The organism is Ktedonobacteraceae bacterium (genome assembly GCA_035653615.1).
Classification (GTDB): domain Bacteria; phylum Chloroflexota; class Ktedonobacteria; order Ktedonobacterales; family Ktedonobacteraceae; genus DASRBN01.
Map to the genome: position 1 here is coordinate 1 of DASRBN010000019.1, position 23,697 is coordinate 23,697.

General features: G+C 55.1%; 22 protein-coding genes. 9 read left to right on the top strand and 13 right to left on the bottom strand.

The window, feature by feature from the left end; all coding sequences use genetic code 11:
• Positions 1–58: 58 nt before the first annotated feature.
• From VFA09_09815 to VFA09_09850, 8 genes are all read left to right on the top strand, one after another.
• On the top strand, positions 59–865 hold the full coding sequence (locus VFA09_09815) for a PHP-associated domain-containing protein (GenBank protein ID HZU67564.1): 807 nt from the start codon (positions 59–61) through the stop codon (positions 863–865).
• Positions 866–954: 89 nt separating this feature from the next.
• Positions 955–1,506 carry a hypothetical protein gene (locus tag VFA09_09820; protein ID HZU67565.1) on the top strand — a complete coding sequence of 184 codons (552 nt, stop codon included), beginning with the start codon at positions 955–957 and terminating at the stop codon, positions 1,504–1,506.
• Between the two features lie 298 nt (positions 1,507–1,804).
• The gene (locus tag VFA09_09825; GenBank protein HZU67566.1) at positions 1,805–2,620 is read left to right on the top strand and encodes a CDP-alcohol phosphatidyltransferase family protein; all 816 of its coding nucleotides are present in this window, start codon (positions 1,805–1,807) and stop codon (positions 2,618–2,620) included.
• Positions 2,621–3,161: 541 nt separating this feature from the next.
• A complete protein-coding gene (locus VFA09_09830; GenBank protein HZU67567.1) occupies positions 3,162–5,540 on the top strand; it encodes an NYN domain-containing protein in 2,379 nt (792 codons plus the stop codon).
• 319 nt (positions 5,541–5,859) lie between these two features.
• Complete coding sequence (locus VFA09_09835) at positions 5,860–6,966, top strand: BMP family ABC transporter substrate-binding protein (GenBank protein ID HZU67568.1); 1,107 nt, start codon at positions 5,860–5,862, stop codon at positions 6,964–6,966.
• A 158-nt stretch (positions 6,967–7,124) separates the two neighbouring features.
• Positions 7,125–8,501: an ABC transporter permease gene (locus tag VFA09_09840; protein ID HZU67569.1), complete on the top strand. Its 1,377-nt coding sequence runs from the start codon at positions 7,125–7,127 to the stop codon at positions 8,499–8,501.
• A 2-nt stretch (positions 8,502–8,503) separates the two neighbouring features.
• On the top strand, positions 8,504–9,451 hold the full coding sequence (locus VFA09_09845; GenBank protein HZU67570.1) for an ABC transporter permease: 948 nt from the start codon (positions 8,504–8,506) through the stop codon (positions 9,449–9,451).
• A 44-nt stretch (positions 9,452–9,495) separates the two neighbouring features.
• Entirely contained in the window at positions 9,496–11,076 is a 1,581-nt protein-coding gene (locus tag VFA09_09850; protein HZU67571.1) for an ABC transporter ATP-binding protein, read from the top strand.
• A 41-nt stretch (positions 11,077–11,117) separates the two neighbouring features.
• Here VFA09_09850 and VFA09_09855 read toward each other — a convergent pair whose 3' ends face one another.
• From VFA09_09855 to VFA09_09875, 5 genes are all read right to left on the bottom strand, one after another.
• Positions 11,118–11,630, bottom strand: coding sequence for a chromate transporter (locus tag VFA09_09855; protein HZU67572.1), 513 nt, complete (start codon positions 11,628–11,630; stop codon positions 11,118–11,120).
• Positions 11,623–12,243 carry a chromate transporter gene (locus VFA09_09860; protein ID HZU67573.1) on the bottom strand — a complete coding sequence of 207 codons (621 nt, stop codon included), beginning with the start codon at positions 12,241–12,243 and terminating at the stop codon, positions 11,623–11,625. Before VFA09_09860 ends, VFA09_09855 begins: the two co-directional genes overlap by 8 nt.
• A 78-nt stretch (positions 12,244–12,321) precedes the next feature.
• Complete coding sequence (locus tag VFA09_09865) at positions 12,322–12,585, bottom strand: DUF2332 family protein (GenBank protein ID HZU67574.1); 264 nt, start codon at positions 12,583–12,585, stop codon at positions 12,322–12,324.
• Positions 12,569–12,724, bottom strand: coding sequence for a hypothetical protein (locus VFA09_09870; GenBank protein ID HZU67575.1), 156 nt, complete (start codon positions 12,722–12,724; stop codon positions 12,569–12,571). Before VFA09_09870 ends, VFA09_09865 begins: the two co-directional genes overlap by 17 nt.
• A 100-nt stretch (positions 12,725–12,824) precedes the next feature.
• Positions 12,825–13,970 (bottom strand): citrate synthase/methylcitrate synthase, encoded by a 1,146-nt coding sequence (locus VFA09_09875; protein HZU67576.1) that lies wholly within the window; start codon positions 13,968–13,970, stop codon positions 12,825–12,827.
• Between the two features lie 244 nt (positions 13,971–14,214).
• Between VFA09_09875 and VFA09_09880 the strand changes: the two genes are divergently transcribed.
• Positions 14,215–14,508 carry a helix-turn-helix domain-containing protein gene (locus VFA09_09880; GenBank protein HZU67577.1) on the top strand — a complete coding sequence of 98 codons (294 nt, stop codon included), beginning with the start codon at positions 14,215–14,217 and terminating at the stop codon, positions 14,506–14,508.
• Between the two features lie 218 nt (positions 14,509–14,726).
• On the opposite strand, the gene VFA09_09885 is transcribed toward VFA09_09880, so the two are convergent.
• From VFA09_09885 to VFA09_09920, 8 genes are all read right to left on the bottom strand, one after another.
• Complete coding sequence (locus VFA09_09885) at positions 14,727–15,998, bottom strand: MFS transporter (GenBank protein HZU67578.1); 1,272 nt, start codon at positions 15,996–15,998, stop codon at positions 14,727–14,729.
• A 209-nt stretch (positions 15,999–16,207) separates the two neighbouring features.
• Positions 16,208–17,479 (bottom strand): MFS transporter, encoded by a 1,272-nt coding sequence (locus tag VFA09_09890; GenBank protein ID HZU67579.1) that lies wholly within the window; start codon positions 17,477–17,479, stop codon positions 16,208–16,210.
• Between the two features lie 248 nt (positions 17,480–17,727).
• Entirely contained in the window at positions 17,728–18,864 is a 1,137-nt protein-coding gene (locus tag VFA09_09895; protein ID HZU67580.1) for a hypothetical protein, read from the bottom strand.
• Between the two features lie 11 nt (positions 18,865–18,875).
• The gene (locus VFA09_09900) at positions 18,876–20,294 is read right to left on the bottom strand and encodes a DUF58 domain-containing protein (GenBank protein HZU67581.1); all 1,419 of its coding nucleotides are present in this window, start codon (positions 20,292–20,294) and stop codon (positions 18,876–18,878) included.
• Positions 20,291–21,253 carry a MoxR family ATPase gene (locus VFA09_09905; protein HZU67582.1) on the bottom strand — a complete coding sequence of 321 codons (963 nt, stop codon included), beginning with the start codon at positions 21,251–21,253 and terminating at the stop codon, positions 20,291–20,293. Before VFA09_09905 ends, VFA09_09900 begins: the two co-directional genes overlap by 4 nt.
• A 128-nt stretch (positions 21,254–21,381) precedes the next feature.
• Positions 21,382–22,236, bottom strand: a complete 855-nt coding sequence (locus tag VFA09_09910; protein ID HZU67583.1) for a hypothetical protein — start codon at positions 22,234–22,236, stop codon at positions 21,382–21,384.
• Positions 22,237–22,351: 115 nt separating this feature from the next.
• Positions 22,352–23,272, bottom strand: a complete 921-nt coding sequence (locus VFA09_09915; GenBank protein ID HZU67584.1) for a glycosyltransferase family 9 protein — start codon at positions 23,270–23,272, stop codon at positions 22,352–22,354.
• Complete coding sequence (locus VFA09_09920) at positions 23,269–23,694, bottom strand: hypothetical protein (GenBank protein ID HZU67585.1); 426 nt, start codon at positions 23,692–23,694, stop codon at positions 23,269–23,271. The genes VFA09_09915 and VFA09_09920 overlap by 4 nt, the downstream gene beginning before the upstream one ends.
• Positions 23,695–23,697 lie beyond the last annotated feature (3 nt).

Below are 23,697 nucleotides of genomic sequence, written 5' to 3' on the forward strand. Positions count from 1 at the left end.
GCGCCACGTGCATGCTGAATACAGGTAGATGTGCGAGCAGTGTCTAGTAAGGAAAACAATGGCGAACAACACAAATGAGGGTATAACCAGGCTATCAAGCAATGCAAGCAGCGGTACCGCGATGCTGAGAAGGCGCAGGCAGATGACGCAGCAGCAGGCACATTCATCCGGCAAGCTGGGCAGGGCTGACCTGCATATGCACAGCACCTACAGCGATGGCATGGGTACGATTGAGCAGATTCTCGATTATGTAGAGCATCAGACGAGTTTAGATGTGATTGCGCTTACCGATCATGATGTGATCGAGGGAGCATTGCGCGCGCGCGATCTCTGGGCAAAAGGCCGCTACCGTTTTGATTTTATCGTGGGCGAAGAGATCAGCACCAGGGAAGGGCACATGCTCGCCCTCTTCATTGAGAAGCGCATTCCACCGCGTTTGAGTATCGAGCGCAGCATTGAACTTGTGCATGAGCAGGGAGGGCTGGCCATCGTAGCGCACCCGCTGAATCGCATCTTCCGGCACAGCTGCCAGCGCGAGGTACTGGATCGTATCGCCGCCTCAGATGATGTCTGGTTGGATGGCATCGAAACCTGGAACGCCAGCTTTTGCGGCATTTACGCGAATCGACTGGCGATGAGCGCCAATCGCGAGGTGTTTGGCTGGCCGGAACTTGGCAATAGCGATGCCCATACCCTCAAAGCCATCGGGCGCGGCTGCACCTGGTTCGAAGGCAGCAACGCGCAGGACGTGCGCGCCTCTATCGAGGCCGGGCTTACCGCTCCAGGTGGAAAATTGTGGCGCATGAATGATTACCTGGTGCTGGCAGGACACCATATTAACAAGCACCGCCAGCGTATTGCCTGATTGTTCATTGAGATAAAGCCTACAAATGCATTGAAAATCGCTCGTATTGGTGGTATACTCCTCTCAGCCATTCTAAATTGGAGAGGACAATGGATAACGCTGATCTCAACGCTCTTCGCCTGCTCCTGCGCGAGGAGGTCAACGCCGCAGTCTATTCGAGCGAGCAGCGCCTGGGCGACACCCTGGGGCGCATCGAACACGATCTTTCATCCGTCAAATCAGATGTCTCATCGCTCAAATCAGATGTCTCATCAGTCAAAACACAACTCATCAATCTGGAAAAAAGAGTTGAGGTGCTGGAAATAAGTTTTGCCGGTTTCAGAGATGATCTCCTGCTTTTGAAAAAAGATAACGCCATACTGAAACGAGGTCTTTCCGAGGTAGAGGGCAACCTTTCTCAGGTTATCTCCGTTCTCGACGAAGTAACGACGCACATCAATGAATTGCAGGCCGCGCAGCGCAATGTAGAAATCAAGGTGGACGAAAACATCCTTGGGCTAAAACGAGAGATGCAGAAGCTGGCGTATAAAGTGCAGGCCTTTATGGACAACGTGAATGACGCGATAGCCGGCGTCACCATGCGCATTGACATGCATAAGGACACACCCTTGAATCAGGCGCATCCGAACTCAGCCGCCTGACTATTTTCTTCTTTTGTTGCAATGAAGCGGCCCTATGCAGCTTTCGAAAAAGCTGGTGATTCCCAGAAGCTGTCAGAACGAGGGGGGATCCACGTAGTCTGAGAATGGCGCGAGAGATTCTTCGCTACGCTCAGAATGACAGGCCCCGGACATACAAGATATGTCCGGGGCCTGTCATTCTGAGCACAATGAGCCGAAGCCCTGAGGAATGAAGGGGAGGAATCTCTCGCCCAACTTTTGGGGAAACAGCAGGGCAAAAGTAGTATCCAAAACATTCTAAGTGTGATACAATAGGCATATGTTTAGCAGACGCATACAGCAACGAGCGCGAGAGTTAGTAGCTTTGATTATGCGGCCGCTTGCCCGGACAGGTGTTACTCCAAATACGCTCACCTTGCTGGGCTTGCTGCTGAGTATACTTACGGCTGTAGTGATAGCTCAGGGCTGGTTATTGGCCGGTGGCCTGCTGATGCTGTTTGCTGGCATCTTTGATATGTTCGATGGAGCGATAGCCCGTATCCGTAATGCCGCCACAACCTTTGGCGCTTTCCTTGATTCGACGCTTGACCGCTATTCGGAAAGTATCATCCTGTTTGGGTTACTCTATTACACTCTACAGCGGCCAGCCTTGCAAGACCCGCTCTGGCCCTTTCATTCTGAGCAACCCTGGATGATTACGCTGATATATATAGCAGTAGTCGGCTCATTACTGGTGAGTTATACAAAAGCGCGCGCCGAAGGGCTGGGACTGGAGTGTAAAACCGGACTGCTCGCTCGTCCCGAACGTGTCGTCATTCTGGCGCTTGGATTATTAACCGGTACCACTATCTGGGCATTGATCCTGCTGGCGGTCTTTTCAAATGTGACAGCGATAGAGCGTATCGCCCATGTATGGGGCATCACTCTACGCAAGCCCGTAGCAACGAGCGAACCTGTACAAATATCCGGGAGCACAGGGGGAGATGGACAGGTATCACATTTCCACCTGGATACGATGCAAACCGGAGCCTCAGATGGATTGGAACCGGCTCCTATCCCTCTTGCTAACACCTGGAATCCAGGGAGCCATAGCAATGTTGATGGTGGCCCTCACCGGGTAAATGCAGAGGAATAGCTTACCGTACATACCAGTAGTCCGCCGTCCACTGGTAATGTGCGTTCAGTGTGACATGACGGCGTAGACAAGTGTTATCAAACCGGATCGTGCATGTGGCTTATGCCTACCTGTTCGTCTCGCCTTGCAACAGCGTGAGATGCAGGTGGAAGCCTTTCCGAGAATACAAGAGCGGCAGGTGATTCAACTGCCGGCCAGCAACGCGGATCGGTGAAGGTGTGCCTTTTCTATGGCATGCTCCCGAACACCCGTTGCCTTAGAATGAGACGATTGGCGTACATATACTGCCTATCCATCTTGCCGGGGACGGCGCGGGCTGATTGATCAGCCTCATACACATGAACTTGAGTGACGAGGGAATAGACCCATCGCATGGCGACCAGCGAGGACCGCCCGGATGGGGACTGGCATAGCCGCTAAACTCTGAGCATAAAGATGGTAGGAGACAAAATCCGCCTCATATACATTCGATCAACTATTCTCCTTTGGCAATAGCCCGCGCTCCGGTCGATAACCTGGAAATTTGAGACTGGAGACCTTAGTGACAACAGAAAATACTCATCCCGACAACGGCGACATGCAGGCTTCCGCCGTTGAGCAATTGCCTGCCTCTGAAACCCCACCAACTTCAGATGTTGCAGAATCCGGCGGGGAACAGGTTGCCGCAACACAGTCCGGCACATCCGATAGCGTGCCGGAGCATGGAGGCCAGGCCGCTGGTTCTCCAACAGCGGAACATGATGAAAGGCATACTCAAAGTGAATTTGCCGGCACAGGCAGTTCAGATGTTGAACATCAAACCCCTGCCATAGATACAGCGAGCAGCAGCGAGCCATCTATTACACCTGCGGCACAGATGATGGCTGAAGAGATGTTCGCTACCACTTATCCTGACCAGGCTCTCTCGATGGCTGAAGGGGTTGTGCGCCCTTTCACCGATTTCATTGAAGAATTCCGCCAGACGGAAGTAAACTTTGGCTCCTTCGGACAAGAACCCGGCGCAGAGGCTTTTGCGGCGTTTCCTTCCATAGCCGAACCTGGTTCAACTCAATCCCCACCGGTTGACGAGGCCGCGGGCACTACAGCATTTGTACCTGAGCCGCCCACAGTGGAGGAAGAGCAGAAGGCCCCTGCCCAGGAAGCGAAACCTGTCACCAACAAAGAGCGCCCGGTGTCGCCTTTATTGCGCCCCGCCACGCGCACGCGCTCACGTCATGGCAGTAGCCGGCAGCGAGAAAGCGCCGCTGCCGCAACTCCTGAACGAGCCGGCGCGAGGCCTGCCCGAGGCGGTCAGGGTACTCAGGAGGAAAGAGATTTGAGTTCAGTCGCGCAAGATGCGCAAACATCCCCGGCGGCAGAATCCGCCCCTGCTATGCCTGGTGTTCCCCAGCAGGAACCCGCCACTACCGGAGTACCGGCAGAGGAACAGCCCAAACCCGCTCGCCGCTATCGCTTTGATCGACCGGCACCCACTTCTCCTGCTGTTCCAACACAGCATTCCGTGCAGCCTCGCCCGGAAGAAGGCAAAGAGAACCGCGCACCCGCTCGCTCGGAAAATGGACAGGCTCTCGAGCGTGAAGCGCAAGCAGCCCGGCAAAATGGCGGCGCTGCTCAGCATACCGAGCAACAAACTGCAAAACAGCCATCCACTCAGGAGCCGTCAGCCGTCAATGGCGAAGCTGCCGCGACTCCAACGCCAGCTCCCACTCCGGCTCATGGACGACGCCACGCGCAGGAACACCCGCATGAAAAGGAGAAGGGACAGCCATCTCTTGCATCCGCGGTCCAGGCCGATATGACACCTGCTACCGAAGGAGCGGAATCTGCTGCTCCTGTTGCTCAGGAGGTCCCACCTGAAGAACTGCCGCCGCTGGAATACTCGGAATTGCAGGCCGCCACTTCGCGCCGCCGCCGCCGCCGCCGTTCTGGCAACGCGAGCTCGCCGGCTGCCAGTACAACCTCTACTCCTGCTTCTGGTGTAGCAGGGAAACCGGCGCCATCCGAGCAGCCATCTCTGGGGAGTACAACGTCGGGGCTGGCGCAAGGACCAACACCGATGCCTGCATCTCCTGTAGCGGTGCCGCGTAATGCATCGTCACCCGCTAGCGCCGCGCCCCAGTATAATATCATCTCCGGCTACACCGTAAGCCAGATGAATCAAGGAAACGATGGAACAGGCCCATTCATGGGACCCGAGCCATCTCCCGCTCGCGGCAGCACGATATCACGAGAATCGCGACCCATTCGTGAAACGCAGCGCGGAGCGTCACACGTTGCTCGTCATGGCGAATCAATGGCTTCACCCGCCTCGGTCGGCCAACTGGCGAACGTCATCTCGCAGGCGTTTCAATCGCAGACAGACCGCATCGTAGCGGAACTGCGGCGCGCAAACCAGGTTCCAACAAACGTCTCCGTCTCCTTCCCGCCGTTCCCATCGACGGAGCGCGTGGGCGTATTCGTAGATGTTGCGAACCTGCTGTACTCAGCGCGCACGCAGCGCTTAACCATCGACTTCGGCAAGCTGCTTGACTTCCTGCGCGGCAATCGCCGCCTGGTGAGGGCGCATGCCTATTGTCCCACCAGCCCGCAGCCGGGCGACGAGCAGATGTTCTTGCAGGCCGTCAAGGGACTCGGCTATCGCATCACGACCAAGAACTACAAGACCTTCTCGAGCGGCGCGAAAAAGGCCGACCTCGACCTCGATCTATGTATGGATGTCGTGCGTCTCGTAGATGGCCGCGCCGTCGACTGCATCGTCCTGGTCAGCGGCGACAGCGATTTTATGCCCATGCTTGACTACTGCTCCGACCACGGGGTGCGTGTCGAGGTGGCAGCTTTCGATGAGTCGATGTCCGCTACATTGCGGCAGAGCTGCGATCTCTTCATCAACCTTGCCATGCTAGACGAAATCCGGGCATAAGCTCGGGGTTTCTCACAGAAAAGGAATGGCGAAACGATACCGGCGGCATCGTTTCGCCATTCCTTTTCTGTGAGAAACACCCTCTTCCTTACGTATGTATTGCAGGGCAAGGATTGCCTGGATAAACTGTTCCGTACAATGGAATAGCGTTCCTTGCCGTAGCTTTCATGGTATACTGAAAGCTAGAGAGAAATGTTCCCGGTTCCCCCGAATCTATTCTATTTGGTGAGAGCAGGACGTTTATCTTGATAAGTTCCGCTGTTCATGTATCACATGGTATTGTGGCGGTTATTTTCTTTTGGAGAGAAAGGAAGCTCACATGCGAAAAACAGGCGGTTATGCCAGCATCGCAACATTCCTCATGTTATTTGCCGCGTTGCTTTCTGCATGCGGCAGCAGCAGCACAAACACCGGTTCAGGTGGTGGTGGCAGCACTCCTACGGCCCCTGCCGTAACAGTGGCGCTGGTAACGGATATTGGAGGCTTGAATGACCAGGGCTTCAATCACCTGGCCTACTTAGGCTACACCAAGGCCATGAACCAGTATCACTTCGCTTCGCACATCATTCAAACCCAGTCGCAGAATGATTATGTGCATAACCTGACTCTGGCAGCTCAGAGCGCGCAAATGGTCATTGCCGTGGGTTTCCTGATGCAAACCCCGCTCTACCAGGTTGCCCAGCAGTTCCCCAACGTGAAGTTTGCAATCGTTGATGGCTGCGCCGTACCGAACCCGAATACCGGCGCCTGCCAGAATCTCCCCAATGTTGCTCCATTGTTCTTTAAAGAGCAAGAGGCCGGGTGCCTGGTTGGAGCAATAGCCGGCCAGATGGAAGTCGATGGCAAGGCCAAGGTACCGAATCTCCTCGGCAAGAATACCATCTCTGCCGTGGGTGGCCTCTCCATTCCGCCCGTCAACCGCTACATTGCCGGCTACAAGTATTGCGCGCAGAAGGTTGACCCCAGTATCAACGTCCTGGTCAACTACTCGCAGGATTTCTCAGATACGGCGAAATGTAAAGACGTGGCGTTGAGCCAGATCAACCAGCACTCCGCCGATATCATCTTCCAGGTAGCAGGTGGATGCGGCGTCGGCGCCCTTGATGCAGCTTACCAGAAGAATGTCTACGGCATCGGCGTCGATGCTGACCAGAGCTATGTGCATCCCGATGTGATCACCAGCGCTCTCAAGAGGGTTGATGTTGCCGTCTATGATATCATCGATGATGCTGAGAAAGGCACCTATAGCACCTTCGTCAGCAACTACAACAGCAATCCGGCTTCAGTAGCGTTTGATATCGCTCACGATGGTGTCGGCTATGCAACGCCTACCAGCGCTGTTCCTGCCGATGCTGCTGCCAAGGCCATGGACTTTGAAAACCAGATCAAGGCCGGCACGCTTGTTCCGCCCACCACGATCCCGTAGGCTTCGCTGCTTGAGGTAAGGAGATTGTTGTAAGATAGGGCGACCGTGAGGGTCGCCCTATCTTACAACAATCTCCTTACCTTCCCCTCTTGTACTATGCTTGTTTCTCGTAAACATGAATGTTATGATTATGAGAAACAAAGTAGGAGGAAATAAATATGGCCGTGCAAACAAAGCAATCGCCGCCTGCTCCGAAATTGAGGCCAACACCATGGCTGCGCAAGTTTACTTCCGCGGTCGGCCGTCCTCTCTTCGCATTTATCCTGGCGATGATCGCCGGCATCATCGTCATTATGATCACCTCGCAAGGCTCTCCCGGAGATCGATTGAGCGCGGCGCTCACTGCTTATCAAGACCTTTTTGTTGGTTCTTTTGGAAACGCGCAGAATTTTTCTTTTACCCTGGTCACAGTTACCCCGCTCATTCTTACCAGTATTTCCGTTGCGATTGCTTTTCGCGCCGGCCTTTTTAATATTGGAGCCGAGGGACAGCTGGCCGTAGGCGCCATGGTGGCAGCTATTATCGCCTTCAAAGCTCCCACGTGGCCAGGCTGGGCCTTGATCCCCTTGATGATCGTCGCCAGTATGCTGGCCGGCGCCATCTGGGGTGGTATCGTGGGCATACTGAAAGCGTGGCGCGGCGCCCACGAGGTCGTCACCACCATCATGTTGAACTGGATCGCATTTTATGTGACCGACTACCTGATAGAAGGGCCCTTCAAGGCGCCCAACCAGGCAGACCAGACCGATGCGCTGCCTAAGCAGGCTACCTTTCCCACCGTTGCCGGCGCCTATAATCATACCCTGGGCACCTTTCTGCCACAGATCACCAATCCCCAGCAGTATCCTATCGATATCAGCATCTTTATCGCCCTGCTTGCCCTCGTCGTCTACTGGTTTATCGTTTCCCGCACAACCTTTGGCTATGAGGTACGCGTGATCGGCCAGAATCCTAAAGCCGCTAAGTACGCCGGCATCCCCACGAAGCGCAACATCTTTCTCGTCATGGCTATAGCCGGAGCTTTCTCCGGTCTGGCGGGTTCGCTGCACTTGATGGGGCAATTCCCTTACCAACTGATTGGTTCCACCTTCCGTATTGATCCAACCGGATTTGATGCCATCGGCGTGGCCCTGCTTGGCCGCACCACTGCCATCGGTGTCTTACTCGCCTCACTACTTTTCGGCGGTCTCTTGTACGGTGGGTCATACATGCAATTATTCGCCAATGTGCCTGGTGATCTCGTCTATATTATTCAGGCCCTCGTGCTGTTCACCATCGCAGCCGAGTTTCTGCCCGCCATCCAGCGTGCTTTGCCCAGGGGAATATTCGCCAGCCGCAAACCCGCCCTCGTGCCACCCGTTGAAGGAGCAACCATCAGCGACATTCCCGAAAATGACAAAAATAACGGCAGTACCCTGCAGGAGGGAGCGCTAACCGGGCCCCCCGGCGTTGTCAGGGGCAGCCCTGGCGAAATTGAATCAACCGGCCAGGCCTCTACAGCAGTCGATGATTCAAATAGAATTGCGGAGGATTAATCATGTTCTTTCAAGTGCTATTTCGCGTCCTCGGCTCCAGCGACCTCTGGCAGGCCACCTTACAGTTCGCAGCCCTGCTCGTCCTACCGGCCCTGGCAGGCGTAATCTCTGAGCGCAGTGGCGTCGTCAATATCGCCATGGAAGGCATGATGCTCACCGGCGCTTACGTGGGGGTAATGAGCGCGCTGGCAACAAATAACGTCTTCGTCGGCGTTCTCGGCGCTATGATCGCCGGAGGTGTTATGGCGCTCATTCATGCCGTCGTCTCCATCAACTTTCACGCCAACCAGATCGTCAGCGGCCTGGCCGTCAATATCGCCGCGCTAGGATTGACGAACTATCTGCTGCTTGTACAGACCAACGGTCAGGGCGTGCCACACCTGGTGAATGCCCTGCGCCTGCCGATTGTCACCTGGGGGCCGCTCGCCAATATACCTTTCCTGGGTCCCGTCCTGTTTCAACAGAATATTATCTTTTACGTGGCCATCGTGATCTTGATAGCCACCCAGTTCATCCTCTTCCGCACCAACGTCGGCCTGCGCATCCGTGCCGTGGGCGAGCATCCGCAGGCCGCCGATACAGCTGGAGTCAATGTCCGGCTCGTGCGCTATCTCTGCGTCATCGCCGGTGGCTTCCTTTCCGGCCTGGCAGGAGCATTCCTGGCGATGGGCATCGCCGGTATCTTCAACTCGAATATGACCGCGGGCGCGGGCTACATCGCGCTGGCAGCCGTGATTTTCGGCAAATACAATCCGTTAGGAGCCGGTGGGGCCTGCCTTATCTTCGGCCTGGGCGAAGCCCTCAGCACGCGCCTGCAAGATACCGGCATCTCACCCAACCTGCTCAGCACGTTGCCATATATACTGACCATCATCGCGCTGGTTGGCCTCGTCGGGCGTACCATCCCACCTGCCGCCGATGGCATACCCTATGACCCAGGTTCGGAATAACACCGTAGGGGCCGATTGATCGGCCTCGTGAGGAGGATACACCTATGCAAGAAAGCACAATGGTTGAGCCAACAAAAGCGCAATCTTCGCCCATCGCCGTAGAGATGCGCAATATCACCAAAACCTGGCCGGGGGTCGTCGCCAACGATCACGTCGATCTCATCGTCCGTAGGGGCGAAATCCACGCCCTCGTTGGCGAAAACGGCGCTGGCAAAACGACGTTGATGAATATCCTCTACGGCCTTATCCATCCAGATAGCGGCGAGATTTTTGTCAATGGCCAGCGCGCGCATATCACCGGCCCCCGCGACGCCATCCACCTTGGCATCGGTATGGTGCATCAACACTTCATGCTCATCCCGCCCCTGACCGTGGCCGAAAACATCGTCCTGGGCCACGAACCCGGTAGTCCAGCCTCGGTCTATGATGTCAAAAAGTCTCGCGAGCTGATCTTGCAGATCAGCAAACAATATGGCCTGCCCATCGATCCCGATACGCGTGTCGAAAAACTCTCCGTCGGCCTGCAACAGCGTGTCGAAATCCTGAAAGTTCTCTATCGCGCCGCCGATATCCTCATCATGGATGAACCCACCGGCGTGCTGACTCCGCAGGAGACGTTCGAACTCTTCGGCGTCTTACGCGGCCTCGTCGCCCAGGGCAAGACCATCATCTTCATTACCCACAAACTGCGCGAGGTGCTGGAACTCACCGACCGCGTTACCGTGCTGCGCCGCGGCAAAAACGCGGGCGAACTCATCACCCGCGAAACCAACCAGGCCGAAATCGCCCGCCTGATGGTCGGGCGCGAGGTATTGCTGCGCGTCAATAAAACCCCCGCTCACCCCGGCCCGGTCGTCCTGCACGTAGAAGATGTACACGCGCAGGACGACCGCGGCCTGGAGATTCTGCATGGCGTTAGCTTCGACGTGCGGGCCGGTGAAATTCTCGGCATCGCCGGGGTCGAAGGCAACGGCCAGTCCGAACTCGTTGAAGCTCTTACCGGCATGCGCAAGATCACTAGTGGCAAGATCACGCTCACCGAGGTCGAAGATGGGCAGGCCGTCAGGACATATGATGTGACGACAATGGATGCGAAAGCGGAACGCCGCGCAGGTCTGGCGCATATTCCCGAAGATCGTCGCGGCAGCGGGCTGGTGCTGACCGATTCCATCGCCGATAATATGATCCTGGGACGCGCGAACTGGCCGCAGTTCACCTGGCGTGGCTTCGTGCTTCTCTTGAAGCGTATTCTTAACTGGGCCAGAAAATTGATCCTTGAATTCGATATTCGTACCTCTTCTGCCGAGGCCCCGGCGCGCTCGCTCTCCGGCGGCAACCAGCAAAAGATCATCATCGCGCGCGAATTTTCCGCCAATCCCATGGCCCTCATTGCCGCGCAGCCGACACGCGGCGTCGACATCGGCGCCATCGAATTCATCCATCGCCGCATCATCGAGCAGCGCGACGCCGGGAAAGCCGTCTTGCTCGTCTCCGCCGAACTGGATGAAATCCGCTCGCTTTCCGACCGCATCGCCGTCATGTACGAGGGCAAAATCGTTGACATCGTCTCGCCCGATGCGACAGAGGAGCAGTTGGGCATTCTCATGACCGGGGGACATCTTTAGGGGAGAGGACAGGGACAAGCCACTATTCCTACGGAACTGTTTCAGCGATACAAAAAATATCCCACCACTCCTGCCAGTCCCAGGATCAGCAGGATATTGACCTTGCGACTCAGCGCCAGCCCGAAGGCGCCCGCTGCAATCAGCAGCCCTTTCCAATCCACACCGGGCTGGCGCAGAATCGTCCACACCACGGCGAGCAGCAGGCCGACAACCGCCAGCGAGATACCATGCATCGCACCCTGCACCCAGGTTCTATGTTCGATACGCCTGTAACCGGCAGAGATGAGCAGCACCAGCAGCGCGGGAATCGTAATCGCAATCAAGGCCAGCAGCGCCCCCAGATAGCCATAGGTCAGATATCCCAGGCTAATCACCCACAAACCATTCGGACCGGGACTGATCTGGCCGATAGCAATCGATTGCCCAAAATCCGCCTCCGTTGCCCAGCCATTCGCCAGCAAATCCTGGTGCAAACTCGGCAAATTGCTAAATCCCCCACTCGAAAAAAGCGATGCCTTCAAGAACAGCAGGAAGTAAATGAGGGGATTAATCATGCGGCTGCTCCTCCTGCCCTTCCTTCAGTAAAGGCGCAGGACGTGGTGAAAAGAGCAGCGCGCCAAGGAATACTGTCCCAATGATGACAATCACAACCGAGAGTTTTAAGAAGATGACCGCTGCCGCGCAGGCAAGCATGAGAATGCCGCTGCCCAGCAAATAGATCATCCCTTCTTTATAGCCCTTGCGGATCAAAGGCAGCGCGAAATTCAGCCCAACCAGCAGCATGACCCCGCCGGTAGCCGGAACTACTCCCCTCAACACTGCCTGCACTGCCGCGATGTGTTCTATTTGCTGGAAAAGCGCTGCCAGCAAGCAGGTAATCGCCGCGCTTGGCAGCAGTAATCCGGCCAGAGATGCGAGAATGCCGCGTGTTCCTCCCAATTTTCTGCCCAGCAGCACTGTCAGCGCCAGCAGATTAATACCGGGAGTCAGCAGGCATAAATTCCACAGGTGCAAAAACTCTTCCATCGTGAGCCATTTATGCCGCTCAATAAAAGTACGCTGGATCAAGAAGGTAGTTGATGCCCCACCACCAAAAGACTGCAACCCGATGCCCACCCAGATACGAAAAAGCTGCCATATCGTAGGTCTGGGGTCCTGTAATTCCATGAAAGAGACTCCTTTAATTGATATACCTGGAAGTATATGATAGGGCAGAATCCCCAGATTAACAATGACCTGTTGCCCCTACGTCCCCAACCACTCCAGCCAGGTTGCATGTCCATTGCAGTAAGCAAGCAGCCGCTCGATTTTCGCTCCATTCTCGTATGCCAGCAGCCTCAATCGCGGACCTTCAGTGCTGATGGCGTCGATAGAAACGCAATAAAGGTCGCGTTTCCTGCCATAGGCGTCCATGAGCGCGGCAAATCGTTCGCGGGCTTCACGCGCGAACTGGTTGATCACGAACGTGTGGTAGAGGCATAGCACAGGCTCTTCAGGCACCTCTTGCATATGTCAGCATCTCCGTATCATTGGAGATAGCCGCGCATAATCGTTCATAGAGCGGCGAAATGCCTGGTAATTCACGCGTGGCAAAGTATTTGAAGTGCCACGCAAGCCTCTCAGGTAAGAGTTGTTGTGATGCGGTCATAGCTGATCCTTGCGGAAAAAATATACAGGTAACAAGACGAATGCAGACACATTTCCCGCGCGGCGCGGGAAATGTATCTGCATTCGTCTTGTTATTGCTTTCATCGCTGCTCAATTGGCACGAACCGCAAATTCATTGGCCCCACATACTCGGATTCTGGGCGGATCAGGCGATTGTTGCCAACCTGCTCCAGGATATGGGCGGTCCAACCTGCCACCCGGCTCGCGGCGAACGTCGGCGTGAACATATCGCCCGGCAAGCCAACCGAGGCCAGCAGCACAGCGGAATAATACTCGACATTGGTATAGAGACGCCGGCCTGGCTTCTGCTCGTGCAACAACGCCAGCGCCAGTTCTTCGACGTGCCGTGCCAGCGCGAACTCCTGTGGATCGGCCAGACGTGCCAGCTCGCGTAATTCTTCTGCTCGCGGGTCCTCCGTTTTATAGATTCGATGACCAAAGCCCATCAGGCGCTCACCGCGTGCCAGCGCGTTTTTCAGCCACTCTTCAGCCTGCTCCCGCGTCCCAATCGCCTGAAGCATATCGCGCACCTTCGAAGGCGCGCCACCATGCAATGGTCCTTTCAGCGCTCCAATTGCCGCCACAATTGCTGAAACAATATCCGAACCCGTACTCGCTACAATGCGTGCCGTGAAGGTCGAAGCATTCATACCGTGATCGGCCAGCAGGACCAGGTAGGCATCCAGCGCCTTCACATGCTCTTCCTTTGGCACCTGCCCGGTCAGCAGGTAGAGGTAGTTCGCGGCATAGCCAAGCTCTGGGTGCGATTCCAGTGGTTCCAGTCCATTGCGCAGGCGATGGAAAGCGGCCAGGAAGACCGGAAAGCGAGCAGTCAGCGCGATTGCCTGTTCAAGCGACGGCTGGCCATGAATCGTGGCCGCGCCCCACGCCGAGACTGCTGTGCGCAGCGCGTCCATCGGTTCGGTTGTCGCCGGCAAATTTCTCAACACCTGCAAAACGTCTGCTGGCATGCTGCGTTCCGCCAGTAAGCGCACTTTCAAATCCACCAGCTGCGTCCTGTTTGGCAGTTGTCCAAACCACAGCAGGTAAGCGATTTCCTCAAACGAGGTAGTGCGGGCGAGATCATGGATGTTGTATCCACGATAAATCAGCCGTCCCTCCGTTCCCTCCACCTTGCTCAACGCCGTTGTTGCCGCGACCACCCCCTCTAAACCACCTCGATTTTGCCTCGGTTCTTGAATCGCTGTCGATGTCTCCGCTGTCATTTTAGTTTGCTCCTTTGCTTTTGCGGAAAACCAACGGTTTACATTTAACTCGCTGTACTTAGGTATTACCATGAATTTCTATGAAAGTCAATGGTTATTGATGATAATCGATAATACTTGATTTATATTGATTTCATTCGACGCGATACCCAAAATGGTTGACAAAATTGCCTGTACTTCCCTATTATGTAGATAGAAGATTAGATAGCAGGAACATGATGTACTTGCAGGAAAAAGGCAGACGATGATCGAGCTAGACGGTGAAAACTACCTGGATGGTAACGAAGCCAGCCGCTTGCTGGGCGTGAAGATGTCGACGCTTTACGCCTACGTGAGCAGGGGGATTCTCAAAAGCTACAAACAGGGCATCAAGCGGCAGCGCCTCTACAAGCAGGCCGAGCTTGAGGCTTTACTGCGCCTGCGTCCCAGCGATGTTCCTCTGCCGCAGACTCCTCCAAAGCAGACCAGAGATGATGCCGCGCCACAAAGAAAACTCACCGAAATCCCGCTCGCCGAGGACTGGATTCCATATACATAATGATGGTTTTTGACAAACTATTATAGCAATGGACGCCGGGCCGATTTATCGGCCTTGCGGGATTACCAGGGTTTATCACCACAATCGGAAAGTACTCCAGGCCGTGTCATTCTGAGCGCAGCGAAGAATCTCTGGCGCAATGGACACAGATTCTTCGCTCTCGCTCAGAATGACACGGCTGAACCAGTCGGATGACCGGTTTTGATCGTGAAAATTCATCATCGTTCAGTCACCTCGCTCAGCCGGCCAGAGTGACGTATATGCGGACTCAAAGTCGCCCACAAAGCCAGCATTATATAGCAGCCGCCGAATACCAGTATGGTTGAAATTGCGCCGATATCCTGTAACAGCACGCCTGCCAGCGCAATTCCCACGGGCCGCAGCCCATATGAAATCAGGCGAAAAGAACTGTTCACGCGCCCCTGCAACTCGTCAGGAATAAGCGCCAGGCGATAACTGAACTGTATAATGTTGTAGTTGGAATCAACCAGGGCAAATGCCCCCAGAACTATGGCGAGAGCCAGGGGACTTCTTGCCAGCGCGTACAGCAGCAACGTCAGCGTATAGAGCCACCACAGTCCGATGATCGCATGTCCATAACGAAAGCGCTTCTGAATGTGAGGCGCGGTGAGCGCGCCGGTAATGCTGCTAACGCCGCCAACGGCAAAGATTCCACCAATTACTGCCGGCGAGGCATGTTGCTGCTGGGCAAACACAATCACAATCAATGGAGTGCCATAACCGATGGCGCTCAAACCACTATTGAGAAAGGCCATCGTCCTCAATAATGGTTGATGCCACAGCCACCGAAGTCCTTCGACAATCTCAGCCACCAGCCTGCGCCGCCCGGCTACCCGCTCCTGCTGGAATCTGACGCGAATAAAGAGCAACGACAACACGGATACTGCATACGAAAGAGCGTCCGCCAGGAACGGCAATATCTTTTGCAAGCTGAACATTAGGCCACCCAGCGGCGGACCCAGCAGCGAAGTGATGCCAAATGCGACCTGATTCTGCGCCGTGGCCGCCGGTAATTGTTCTTTAGAGACGACCTGGGGCAGAGCAGCTGTTTCCGCCAGGTCGAAAAAAACGAACAGCGTCCCCTCGATCAGCGAAACAAGATAAAGTTGTAGAATGGTCAGGTGCCCAAGAGCAAACGCGAGCGGAATACTGCCGAGACTTAGCGCCCGTCCCGTGTCGCACAGCATCATCACCTTTTTGCGGTCCCAACGGTCGATCAAAGCACCGCCCGGCAATGTGAAGATGAAATACGGCAACTGACGTAGCGCGCCCACAAGACCTGCCTGTGCTGGAGAGCCTGTCAATGCCAGCACCAGCAGCGGAAACGCGAGCTGCGAGACGCCCGACCCGGTCGAGGAAATGGCCTGCCCGCTCCATAGTAGCATGTAATCCCGATTGCGCCATAAAGATTTTGCTGCACGTTGTTTCAGCACTTCTTGTTTCGTCGTATCCCCCCTTGTTGAGGGCATAGCACGCCCTCAATCCTTTCTACTGTAAAGAAATGCTCTTTAGCGAATGATGAGTTTTCACAAACTAGTCCGGCAACAACGCGATGAATCGGCGCCCCGGCGAAGCAGTAGGGGCCGATTCATCGCGCCCATCGCCGATTGATCGGCCCGCGCCCACCGCCGGACTAGTTTGTGAAAAATTCATTACATCGCAAGTAGCAACCAAAATATTACACTGTTTCAATTTCTGACAGGGGTTTCGCATTGCGAACATGCGTGTTCATCGTCGCAGCTAATGCCAGGATGGTCATGCCGGCTGTATCTACCAGGATCGTTGGTATGACGCCGATATATTGAATGAGCAGGCCGGTTAGCGCCAGCCCCAGGGGTTGACCGCCAAATGCAATCAAACGGAACACGCTATTGACTCGCCCCTGCAACTCGTCGGGAATAATCGCGCTGCGGTAACTGAACTGCACCACGTTATAGACGGGACCAGCTACCACGGTTGCCGCCGTGATAATGCCCAGGACAGCCGGATTCGGCGCGATGATATACAACGGTATAAATACTGCGAAGATCCACGAGGTGCCAATAATCGCCTGTCCAAAACTCAGACGCTTCTGTAGCGGAGTCGCAATCAAAGCGCCTACAATGCCGCCGATACCGGCAACGGCAAAGATCAGGCCAATCGTGAAGGAAGAGGCATGCTGCTGCTGTGCCAGCACGATGATGATCAGGATAAAACCTGAGTTTATCAGATTATTTCCGCCGGTCAGTAGCGCTATGAAACGAATGAGCGGTTGGTGCCACAGCCAGCTCAATCCCTCTCGAATCTCGATCCACAGATTACGCCGCGCGGCAACCCGTTCCTGCTGAAATTTCACTTTGATGAAGAAAAGCGAGATCACTGAAACCACGTATGATACAGCATCAGCCATAAACGGCAGCAAACGCCCCGCCGAGTAGAGCGCGCCACCAAGCGACGGGCCGAGCAATAGCGTAATGCCATCGGTCGCCATATTCTGTGCTGTGGCAGCAGGTAACTGCTCCTTCGGCACTACCCTCGGTAAGCAGGCAGCTTCGGCGATATTGAAGAAGACGAAGAGCGTGCCCTCGATCAGCGACACCAGGTAAATCTGGAAAATTGTCAGGTGCCCCAGCACGAGCGCGACCGGAATACTTGCCAGGCTAATTGCGCGACCCGTATCGCAGAGAATCATGACCCGTTTGCGATCCCAGCGATCAATGAGCGCGCCGGCAGGCAGGCTGAAGATGAGATATGGCAACGCTCGCAGCGCGCCCGCAAAACCGGCATCGGCAGGAGAACGAGTCAATGCCAGGATCAGCAACGGAAAGGCCAGCGTGGAAACCTGTGTGCCCACATTGGAAACCATCTGCCCGCTCCACAAAAGCATATAATCCAGGTTTAACCACAATGATTTCGGACGTTTTGAATTCACCTCTTCGGCCCCGGTCAGTTCCTCGTTGGTAGCAGGCATACAAAAATCCTTTCAACGACCTCAAAGGCTCTATTACTTTTGTTCTAATAAAAAAGATCCGACTTGATAATTATGATCAACATAATAGTAAATATTACCATATAAATGGGGAATTTTCAAGAGGAACATCAGCGGAGGTTACCAGAAGTTCGTTAGCTCGGATGAAGTGACTCAGCTTAATGTAAGGAGGGAGGGATTCTTCGCTGCGCTCAGAATGACATGGCCCCCGCGGTCCTCAAGCGTTCGGATTATCTTCCCGCCGCGAAGAAAACCGTCCAGCTGCCCTCGGCCCATTCCGCCGTCAGCGAGTAGCAGCCGGCCGCGGGAATATACACATTCGTGTTTATGATGATCCATGACCCATTATCGATAGTGTGGCTCGAGAGGGTTGGATCAGAGGGATCTAAGAGGAGAAGAGCGGTCACTCCCTGGCCCGAGGGGACGCTATCAAGGAAGACCGGCGCATCGTTGTCGTTGCTGGCGCCCTCCAGCACGACAACATTTGTGTAGTTGGATTGCAATAGCAGCGTGATTGGCTCGTACCAGCCCAGGCTGCTCCGTTGTGAGCGCTTGAGCTGCGTCAAAGCTGCCCCATTTTTATCGAGACCGCTGATCCAGAGAGGTGGGCGTCCAATAGCACCAGGCTCAGGCCCTGCATTGGAACTTGACCCGGTACTACCGGGACAGTATTGGGGAGCAGCCTCTAGCGGGTCTTGAATGGGTGTTACCTGTGATGAATAGATTCCCTGGTGCCAGGTAAATTTGTTGGCAGGCGAGGAGCCGATGAATCTGCCGGAGCCGCTTACGGCAGAAGGGCCGCCAGATGTCAGCGTTGCATTGCTGTTTGTAGTAGGGGTCGCAGTTGATCCGGTCAATAAGCTCAAAGCGCCATTCCAGGCTGATGGCATTCCTTCCAGCATAACCATAATTACCAGTATTGCGACAAATACCGCCGTAATCAGCGACAGAGCCTGTCTCCGGCGTTCCCGAGGTGAAAAGCGAGTAACCAGGGATGTAAGAGGCCTCGCCACCAGAAAAGATGGCTGTTTTTCACCCTCCGGCAGGTCGCTAATCTCCAGCTCAAAATCGTCATCGCTCTCCCCGGATTCAGGTGGGGTGTAGGAACCAGATTGATCGCGTCCAGGATGGGGCCGTCCTCGCCATGCCCTGAAATTAGCCAGCAAGGAGTCAACCTTGCCATCCGGCGGCAGATCGGTGATCTTCACATCGAAATCATCATCGCCGTCTAATTCAGCTGCATCTATTTCGTTCTCTCCGTCAAAATCGCCTGTTCCTGAGTGAGACCATAAATGTATATTCTTGCTATCCTCGTCCTTGAAATTGAAATCATCATCCATCTCATCGTTGTTTTTGAGATTGTGCATCCAGCCTCTCCTCACAACCTGAAGCCGGCCGGCAATGGTTGACGCGTACCGTCCGCATCTTCCTCCGCCGGTGTTGTACCCACCGGCATCCTGGTATATCCTGCCACCAACTCTTGCCAGGTGGACTCTCCTCCAAGGCGATAGACACTCACGCCCGCCAGTTTGCGTGGCGCGGGACCATCACCTACGAAGAGTAGTGTGACAGCATGACCAGATTGTCTGACTCGTTCCAACGTCTCCAACAAAGCCTCGCTGATGGTACCCGTTACTACAACCACTGTCGCCCCTGCAGGCAGCCGCGAGCGTTCGGTGCGAATCACGTCTTCGATGGCATTACCAAAATACGTCTGGATGCGTGCCAGGGTCTCCATTATACGCTTTCTTTGCTCCTCGTTGCTTGCGGGCGGCAGGTGAATGCGGCGCCGCTTCAATTGCTCGGCAATGACCGCATCCACATTATGTTCTCTTGCCGTCGCTCCCTGCCCGCCTGCCGCTGCCTCTATTGTGGAGAACGCCTGCACTTCGGCAGCGGAAAGAGATGTAGACAATTCCGGCATATACATAACCGTGTTCGCGTACAGTCCAACCGCGTATCCATGATCGAGCGCCCAATCGGCTACTGAAGCGGCGGCGCAGATTGACAGTTCCGTCAGTTCCGGGTGAAATCCATACCAGACATCCATCTGCGCCATGACGTTGAGGAAAAGCACCAGCGTATAGGTGGTAGTTGGCTGGTACACCTTGCTCTGTAGCTTCATCGCTCGTGCCGTAGCTTTCCAATGCACGCGCCGCAGCTCGTCGCCATAGGTGTAATCACGCACTCCAATTACACGCGAGGGATCTTCCAGAATCCGGCGAGGGGTCTGATAGTCTCCAAAGGGATAACGCGCGGGCAGCCCAAATCGTGTCAGCGGAACAACCAGCGGATAGACAAGCAGGTATTGCCGGTCACCCATCGTCTCTTCGCGATGCTGAAACCCGAACACGTCTCCGCTGCGCAGCGTTGCCGGCCCAAATGAATGCACGCCTCGCGCCGTACAGCGCACCGTGTAACGGCGGGTCACCCTCTCATACCAGCGCAGGCTGAATAGATTTTCCAACAGCGCCCTGTTAGTCGTTAAGCTGATACGCACGCGTGGATCAGAAAAGCTCAGCGAATTCGGAACGCTATCTTCGACCTCCAGCCATGGCAATGGCAGCAACTTGGCATTCTCAACCGAGAGCGACAGCGTGATGTCCTCTCCAAAAAGCACGCGCCGCTCGCTGAATTGACGCGTATAGCGCAGGTTGCGCAGGCAATAGTTGATCCAGATATCGGCCATCCCCACAACCAGCAGGCCCAGCAGCCCGATCACCAGCAATAAAGGCTGGCGGAGCAGAAAGCTGATCAGGAAGATCAACAGGGATATGTAATACCATTGTTTGCTCATGATTCTACCGGCACCGACACGCTATGCAGCACTTCATCGATGATCTGTTCCATCACGCGACCATGCAGCCGCGTCTGGCTGGTGGCGATCATGCGGTGAGCAAGCACGGGACGCGCGACATTTTTCACATCATCGGGAATGACGTAAGAACGTCCATGGATGGCCGCGTAGGCCTGTGAGGCTCGATACAAAGCCAGTGTTCCGCGCGGGCTGACGCCCAATTCAACGCCGTTGTGTGAGCGCGTCGCTCTAACCAGTTCAACGACATAGCTCTCGATTTCCGGTTCGACGCGTACCCGGCGGATCATCGCCTGCAATGCCTGCAAGCTCTCACCGGCGAGGACGGGTCGCAGCTCAGCCAATGGCTGTTCTTCTTTGAAACGCTGCAAAATCAGGCGCTCTTCCGTTCGATTGGGATAATCCAGGCGCAGGCGCATTAAAAAGCGGTCAAGCTGCGCCTCGGGTAAAGGAAAGGTGCCTTCAAGTTCAATGGGATTCTGCGTGGCGATCACGATGAAAGGGCGCGGCAAGAGCATCGTCTCGCGTTCGACGCTGATCTGGCGTTCCTCCATCGCTTCCAACAGAGCTGACTGAGTGCGCGGCGTGGCGCGATTGATCTCATCGGCCAGCACCACCTGCGAGAGCAGCGGCCCCGGGCGAAATTCAAATTCTCCCTTTTTCTGATTGAAGAAAGTAATGCCCGTGATGTCTGAAGGGAGAAGATCAGGGGTAAACTGAATACGTTGAAAAGAGCATCCCAGCGATTTAGCCAGGGATTTAGCCAGCGTTGTTTTGCCGATGCCCGGCACATCTTCAAAAAGAACATGCCCCTCGCATAACAAAGCAACCATCAGCAGGTCGATAACCGCCTCTTTGCCCACGATGACGCGGCTGACATTCTGCCTGAGGGAGCGAGCAGCCTCCTGCACCTGGCGGATTTCATCCGTTATCTGTGTCATAAAAAATCAAGCCCTTTAGTATCCGGCACCCAACTCCAGGCGGCGCAAGTACTTCCGCCCCGACTCTAGTGGTATTGTATTGAATTATACGCACATCGTCAACAATATTTCACGCCTATAGCCAGCCATCAACCGCCCCTGGGCACTACTATGACTGTAACGGGAGTGGAGCGTACTACCTGCCCATTCGGATCTATAGCGACTGCGACAACGGTGGCGATACTATTTCTACCGCGGAGAAAAATTCCCACATACCAGGGAAGAGTTGCATTTCCATTGTCATCGGTCTGGACGGTCATGCTCGTATAAGGAGAAGAAGGTGGATTGTAGGTGACATGTATTCTGACGTTCACCCCTCCTTGATTCGTGGAGACACTCACCTGTACTAAGCTGAAGTTATTGACGTGGTTCGGAATATTCGTGATCGTTACCGTAAGTCCGCCTGGGCCTGGACTTGGTGAAGGCGCCGGGCTGGGAGTCTGTTGCAGCACAGGCGTTTGCTGTGCCGGGGGCTGGCTGCTCTGCGTGCTGCCGTTAGCCCCTCCCGGAGTGGGAAAGACAGGATGCAGATCGACCGTAGCCGTAGGAGATGGACCGCCTGCCGGATTCTGAGAAAGCGAATAATTGCCTGACAATCCGGCATTGCCGAAAAATGCGATGCCGGCCAGTGATACAAAAAAGATTGCCGCGACCAGCACAAATGCGATAGCTATAATGAACGCCTTGTATGCCGGGTCCTTGCGCCAGAAATAACCGAGTTTTTTAAGCGGGCCGCCTTTAGGAACCACTTCAGGCTCAGGACGAACAAGCTGTTCAGGACGTATCTTTGCCGGATATTTCCCGCTGGAAGTCAAATCAGGATATTTATTCCCAGGCAGAGGATATGCTGAATCGGGTGGCGCAGGTAAAACAAGTGGTGGCTGAGCTCCCGCAGGCGTGCTACCTCCTGGTTCTTCCGCTTGATTACCCGGGTACTGCATCATCGCACGTACTCCTAACATGTACTCCTACAAGCAAGTAACTTCTAATAATACGGAGTATACTTCATCTTCAATCTTATGTACAGTTATATAGGCCAGAAGTTCCATGAATTTCTATCTATGTATCTTTATAAAACGCTTCGATTGCCTCCATTACCGTATCCACCGGGAGCCGCTCTAAAGGCCTTTCCTGAATAACCTTAACAGCTGGTCCAACCGGGTGCCAGATCGCGGGATCGCTCGGGCCGAAGAGCGCGATGGTCGGAACGCCGAGTAGCGCGGCCAGGTGAGTAATGCCCGAATCGTTGCCCAGGTAGCACCGGCAGGCCTGCAACCGGCTTGCAACCTCCAATAATGGCCTGTTGGCAAGCACCTGTAATAGTCCCGCCTTTGGCGCACGAGTAATCCGCCCCAACATACTTTCCAACCGCCTGTCGTCCGCCGGCCCCGCGAGCAGCAGCACAGGGCGATCTTGCCGCCATAGACGTTCAACCACCGCAACAAAATGTTCCACCGGCCAGCACTTTGTCGCACCCCCACTACCGGGATGGATGGCAATGGTATTATCCCGTGATAGCCGATTTATCGTGCCCATCACCGATTTATGGGCCCCTCCCCGCCCAATCCGCATCCCAATCGTCCCGGCCAGATACTCCACAATATGCACACTCACACCCTCCAGTGGGCGTCCTGGGGCTATAATCACCTGCCTCGCGCCGGCCTCACGCACATTTCTTGCAACGATACCATTGGGATCGCGCAACCAGCAAATAGCCAGATCGATTTCGGCCAGCAGTTCGCGCACAGCAGGCGAGCGAATACCACCATCAGCGAAGAGTTCGCTCCAGCACATATCCTGGTAATCAAAAACTTCGTCCGCGACTCCCCATGCCTGCGCCAATGGCAGCACAGCGGCATTGCTCACCAATGTAACGTGTGGCTTGAAATATTCTTCTCTTAACGCCTGCAACACAGGAAATGCGAGCAGCACATCACCAATGGCGCCGGTCCGGATAACGAGGATACGAGTCTGCTTCATTTGCGTGCCAGCGCCAGCAATTCTATCACAGCGACGATGCCCAGGCTCACCATTGCTGTGAAAATACTCCAGCTGTGCCAGGCGCGTAATGCCAGGTTGAAGACAACCCAGAGCGAGAGCAGCGCCCCCTGTCGTAGCGAATGCCGCACGGTCGCACGATAGAGGCGTGAGGAGAGGAAACGCAGGCTAATGACATACGCGAGGGGAGCGATGGTACTGGTAAGCGCAACATAGAGGAGAACAAACACGGTAACAAAAGCCGTCGTCGTCCGCGGGGGCACAAAGCGTGTGAAAAGCAGCAATCCAATCCAGGCCAGGGGCGCAATGACCACCAGCGTATAGAGCGCGGTACGCCTGCTCACGCGGCGTCCGGTGCGGCGAATTTTCTGTGGTTGTGTGCGTACCTGGTCAACTGGTTTCATCGA